This is a genomic window from Arcicella sp., from assembly GCF_964672035.1.
Genome location: NZ_CBABQS010000145.1, coordinates 1 through 5,118, shown reverse-complemented (window position 1 = coordinate 5,118; position 5,118 = coordinate 1). Strand labels below are relative to the sequence as shown.

Below are 5,118 nucleotides of genomic sequence, written 5' to 3'. Positions count from 1 at the left end.
GTTGCTCAGTTTCAGGCAAATATGGGTATTACTTTATTATATGGTCTTGCCGTTGCGATTCCTGCTATTATCATCGGAGGACCACTTTTTGCCACAACGCTAAAAAAAATCCCCTCAATTCCTTTAAAAACATTCCAAAACGAAACCCTCGCAGAGGAACAATTACCAAGTACATTAAACAGCTTTTTAACGGCTCTTTTACCCGTTTTTTTACTGGCTTTCACCACCATTTTAGCCATTTATGCAAAGGATATTCCCGCCCTAAAATCAATTACTACATTTATCAGCGACCCACAAATTGTCATGTTAATTTCTGTGACAGTTGCCACATTTACGCTTGGTATAAAGATGGGTTTTACGATGAAAAAAATCATGGATTATTATACGCATGCGGTCAAAGATGTTTCGATGATTATCTTAATTATTGGTGGAGCAGGGGCATTGAAACAGATTTTAATTGAAAGCGGGGTGAGTAATGAAATTGCGGAGGTGTTAAAGAATCTTCCGTTTAACCCACTGATTATCGGGTGGTTAGTAGCTGCTATTATTCGTATATGTGTGGGTTCGGCAACGGTTGCGGGCTTGACAACGGCGGGGATTATCGCTCCAATGGTTCAACAAACAGGAGCAAATCCTGAGTTGATGGTTCTGGCGATTGGTTCTGGAAGTTTAATGTTTTCTCACGTGAATGACCCAGGTTTTTGGTTGTTCAAAGAGTACTTTAATTTGAGTATTAAAAACACCATTCGTTCATGGTCAATGATGGAAAGTATCGTCTCGTTTGTCGGAATTATTGGAGTAATGATTTTGAATTTAGTAGTGTAGAAAAAATATAGACCACGGATATCAGGGATTTTACAGATTTACACGGAATTTTATTCAATACAGTGTTTAATAAGTTTCTAAATAATTTTCATCTTAAAATCTTTGATTGGGGAACTTCCCGAAAGTTATTTCTACTTTCGGGAAGTTGAAATAACTGTCTTAAACAGTGTATTAAATCCGCAAAATCTGTATAATCCGTAGTCTAATTATTATCGCTTAATCTGTTTCTTCTCAACCTCTTTCGTCATTTTCTGACCCAATGCAGGCGTGATTTCAAAAGTTTTGTACACCGAAAACTCATCAACCGTTGGATTTAATTTTTGGATTGCGGGGTGTTTTGTGTCAAATTCTCTATCCCCAATAATCGTATTATATTCCGCTTCTTTTAGTCCGCCCATATTATCCGAATAATCGTTAAATCGAATATTTACATTTTTATTGGCTAATTTTCCGCCTTCCCAGCTTACTACATTTCCCCCTAAATCCCAGCCAATTCCTGTAATGGTAAAAGTTTTACCGTTCAACGCAATTACTTCCGACATTTTCATGCCAATACGTAAACCAAGTTTTGAAACCCAAGGACTATTTTTTTTCAATTTAGCGTTTTCATCCAATCGACCTCTTACTACTGCATCTTGAATTTGTTTAAATTTATGACCATCTTGCCAATAAATATCAACTTCTTTATCCGTATTTCCGAAAAGTTTTGTGGTTTCAAAAGTACCTTCACCAGATTCAATCGAATCAATTTTTACAATATTATTAGCGCCGTATTTATTTTCAAGTCCTTGTAAATCAACGCATTCTAACACATCCTCAATGTACATTACCTTTGAAACTGAAGTATCCGTTGAAACCGTATCAATTTTAGTGATGATTGTTGTATCAATGGTTTCAATGGTGTTTTTTGTCTGAGAACATGAAGTTGCCAGTGCTAAAAAAGAAAGATAGTAAATTGTTTTTTTCATTTTATTATTCATCTAAATTGATAATTAATCCATCGTAAGCCAACTGTATAAACGCTGGCAATTCTTCATTAACCTCACGATGCAAGCCCATTTGATGGCTTATGTGGGTAATATACGCCTTTTCAGGAGCAATTTTTTCTAAAACTTCTACGGCTTCCGATAAAGTAAAATGAGATAAATGCGACTCTCTGCGTAAAGCACCGATTACGACCACTTTTGAACCTTTAATTTTCTCGATTTCTTCATCCGATATAAAATTGACATCAGTAATATACGTAAAATCTTTAATCCGAAATCCAAAAACGGGTAATTTATAGTGCATCACTTCAATGGGAGTAATGTCGATTCCTTCAACCCGAAAAGGCTGATTTTGAATTTCGTTAAGGGTAATTTGGGGAGTTCCGGGGTATTTTATTTCGGTGAAAGCGTAGTAAAATTCTTGCTTGATTTGCGCTAAAACGTGTTTTCGTCCGAAAATAGGCATATCACGTTTTTGGAAAAAATTATAAGCCCTCACATCGTCAAGTCCAGCGGTATGGTCTTTGTGTTCGTGGGTAAAAAGAATGGCATCCAAATTTTTGATTCGTTCACGCAACATTTGCTGACGAAAATCGGGACCAGCATCCACAACAAAACTTTTTCCGTCCACTTTAATATGGATGGAAACTCGTAATCTTTTATCTCGAAAATCAAGCGATTGGCAAACCTCGCACCCACAGGCAATTACGGGAACGCCCTGCGATGTACCAGTGCCTAAGAAGGTGATTTGCATGATTTGGGGGTTAGGGATTGGGTAATTAGGGATTGGGAGAAAATAACTTAAAATTAACTCAACATTACAACAAAAATACTTTTTATAATATTTAATTAATTCATATTTGGACAAATTCCTAATCTCTAATTTACCTAATCTCTAATAACTACTCCGTTAAGGCTTTTACTTGGGCAACGAGTGCATCGAAATTGAGCGGTTTTGCCAACATATCGTCGAAACCTGCTTCTTTAAAATCATCCATTGAATAATTACGAGCGTTTCCCGTAATCGCAATCATTGGCAATTTTGCTTTTTTCTCATCTTTCAATCCACGAACGGCTTTCGCACATTCCATTCCGTCCATTACGGGCATATTGATGTCAAGCAAAAGAATATCAAAATCCTCTTTTTCCAGAGCATCTAAAACTTGCTGTCCATTTTTCACAGAATGGATTTCAAAGTTTTGAAATTCTAATATTTTTTTAGCAAGGTTTTGGATAACTGAGCTATCTTCGGCAATTAAGACTTTTTTCATATCAAACTTAAAATTTATTGTTGTGGTAAAGATAAGAAACCGTTGGCAATTATTTATTGGTGATGAATGATATGTGATAATTAAAAATTAAAAATTATAAATTAAAAATTGCAAATATCTAAATATCAATGTGTTGCAAATTTAATTTCAATAAATTACTTTTATTTTAGAATTCAAGAATAATCCAAATCTACTCATTTTTACTAACCAAATACTGTTCAAAAAGCACCAAACAGGCAATTTTGGCCATTTTTACATCCCCGTGTAAACCGAGTGTTCGTAGTCGATTTTCGATAGAATCAGGGTAGTTTTGAAACCAATCTAAATCTAAAAGCGTAGTATCCGATAATCCAGATTCGTTGATTACGGGCAAATTATTAACTAATTGAGGATTACCTTCCAAATAATTCATTAAATCCTTTATCGTTAACCCTTTTTGAATAATTCCTGTGCTATCTACACTGGAAATAGCCCCTTTCAAATCCGATTTTTGAATTGAAAAGACTTTCTGAATTCGGTTTTCTATTTTAGATTTTAACGGAAAAAGTGATTCTAATTGTTGTAAACCAACTTGCTGAATATTTTTTCCGAGATAATCTGGCACGTTCAGTTCCAAACAATAAAGATTTTGATTATCAAAAGCGTATTTCGATTTATCATTAACGTCCAATAGAACTCGACTTGTTTTTTGGTCGTATAATATTTGATAAATTAACGTTAAAGGGCAATTGATAAATTTATATTCGGTCGATGATTCTTTGATAAATTCAGTAGCGGCACCAACTTTATAAGTTGATAATTCAATTTTATAACTTTGATTTCTCGGTTTATTAACAATGATAGGTTGGTCATAATTTTGCAAATCTCCCGTTGATTGCGTGTAAGAGGCCTCTTGATATTCATGTTTCATCGTAAAGGCTACGGGTTCACGATTGATTAATTTTCTCATAACAACTTCGTCAATCTCATCGGGCGAACAAAACGCTTGCACTACGCCATCTTGGTCAATGACAACGGTATGAGGAATAAAATGATGATAAAACATCTTATTCAATTTATGGCCCCAATCCATGGCGTAGGTGATATTTTTATGGCCTTTTTTAGCAATAAAGGCATCTACCTTATCACGATTTTCATCTGAAACGGCGATGAATTTCACGGCATCTCCGAATTGCGCTTGAAGTTTATCGAAGTGCTTTAACGATGGAATACAGGGAGCGCAATAAGTCGCCCAGAATTCCATGACAATAATTTTTCCATGAAGTTCGCTTAATGACAGATTTTTTTCTGAGCCATTGGCAGTAATGACAGCCATCGCAAATTCAGGGCAAACTTTCCCTAACATCGGTGGGTCGGTTTGTGCCATGAAAGTTTGAGCGAAAAGAGAGTTTGTAAGGATTACAAAAGCTACAAAAAGTAGTTTTTTCATAAGCAATATTAATTTTAAGATACTGGATAAGCTTATCCTAAAATTGTGCCGTTTTTGGCTGTTGTATGAATAATGGTAACAAAAATTATCTTATATTAAACCAGTAATCTGATAAAATTACTAAATTTTCTCAAAGGAAGATAATGTTATCGCATAAATTTGAAAATGGGAAATAAATATTGTACATAACTCTTATTTTTGAGATTAAGTGGCTGATTTACAGTTAAATAGATGGTATTTGTTTGCTAAATTCTGAAAATGAAAAGAGTTTCACAAAGTAAATTATGCTTACTTTATGAAACTCCTTAACTCAAAAACTTATGAAATATGCGATTGTAAGGGAATCCGATTTAATCTTTTCCCCGTTAAATTAAACACTGCATTGGCAATTGCGGCTCCAATTGGGCCAATGGGAGGTTCTCCAACACCACGGGGATTATCGCCACTTGACAATAAAACTACGTCAATCTCGGGAGCATCACGTAGATATGCCATGGGATAATATCCGAAGGCATTGGGGGTTGCTAAGCCATCTTTCACGGTTACCTCTTCAAAAAGAGTGGCGCTTAAACCCATAATAATGGCACCTTCGGTTTGTGCTTTTACG

The 5,118-nt window shown here is 35.2% G+C and carries 5 protein-coding genes and 1 pseudogene; 1 reads left to right on the top strand and 5 read right to left on the bottom strand.

Annotated elements, in window-relative coordinates; all coding sequences use genetic code 11:
- Positions 1-825 (top strand): gluconate:H+ symporter (locus AC1W31_RS20365; RefSeq protein WP_481736339.1); only part of this gene is annotated, 825 nt, incomplete at its 5' end.
- A gap of 209 nt (positions 826-1,034) precedes the next feature.
- Here AC1W31_RS20365 and AC1W31_RS20360 read toward each other — a convergent pair.
- The 5 genes and pseudogenes from AC1W31_RS20360 to AC1W31_RS20340 all read right to left on the bottom strand — a co-directional run.
- Positions 1,035-1,793, bottom strand: a complete 759-nt coding sequence (locus AC1W31_RS20360; protein WP_481736338.1) for a hypothetical protein — start codon at positions 1,791-1,793, stop codon at positions 1,035-1,037.
- Positions 1,794-1,797: 4 nt separating this feature from the next.
- Positions 1,798-2,565 carry an MBL fold metallo-hydrolase gene (locus AC1W31_RS20355; protein ID WP_481736337.1) on the bottom strand — a complete coding sequence of 256 codons (768 nt, stop codon included), beginning with the start codon at positions 2,563-2,565 and terminating at the stop codon, positions 1,798-1,800.
- Between the two features lie 148 nt (positions 2,566-2,713).
- Positions 2,714-3,082, bottom strand: coding sequence for a response regulator (locus AC1W31_RS20350; RefSeq protein ID WP_481736336.1), 369 nt, complete (start codon positions 3,080-3,082; stop codon positions 2,714-2,716).
- Between the two features lie 190 nt (positions 3,083-3,272).
- Positions 3,273-4,511: a TlpA family protein disulfide reductase gene (locus AC1W31_RS20345; protein ID WP_481736335.1), complete on the bottom strand. Its 1,239-nt coding sequence runs from the start codon at positions 4,509-4,511 to the stop codon at positions 3,273-3,275.
- Positions 4,512-4,829: 318 nt separating this feature from the next.
- A pseudogene (locus AC1W31_RS20340) lies at positions 4,830-5,118 on the bottom strand (xanthine dehydrogenase family protein molybdopterin-binding subunit); the annotation flags it as partial.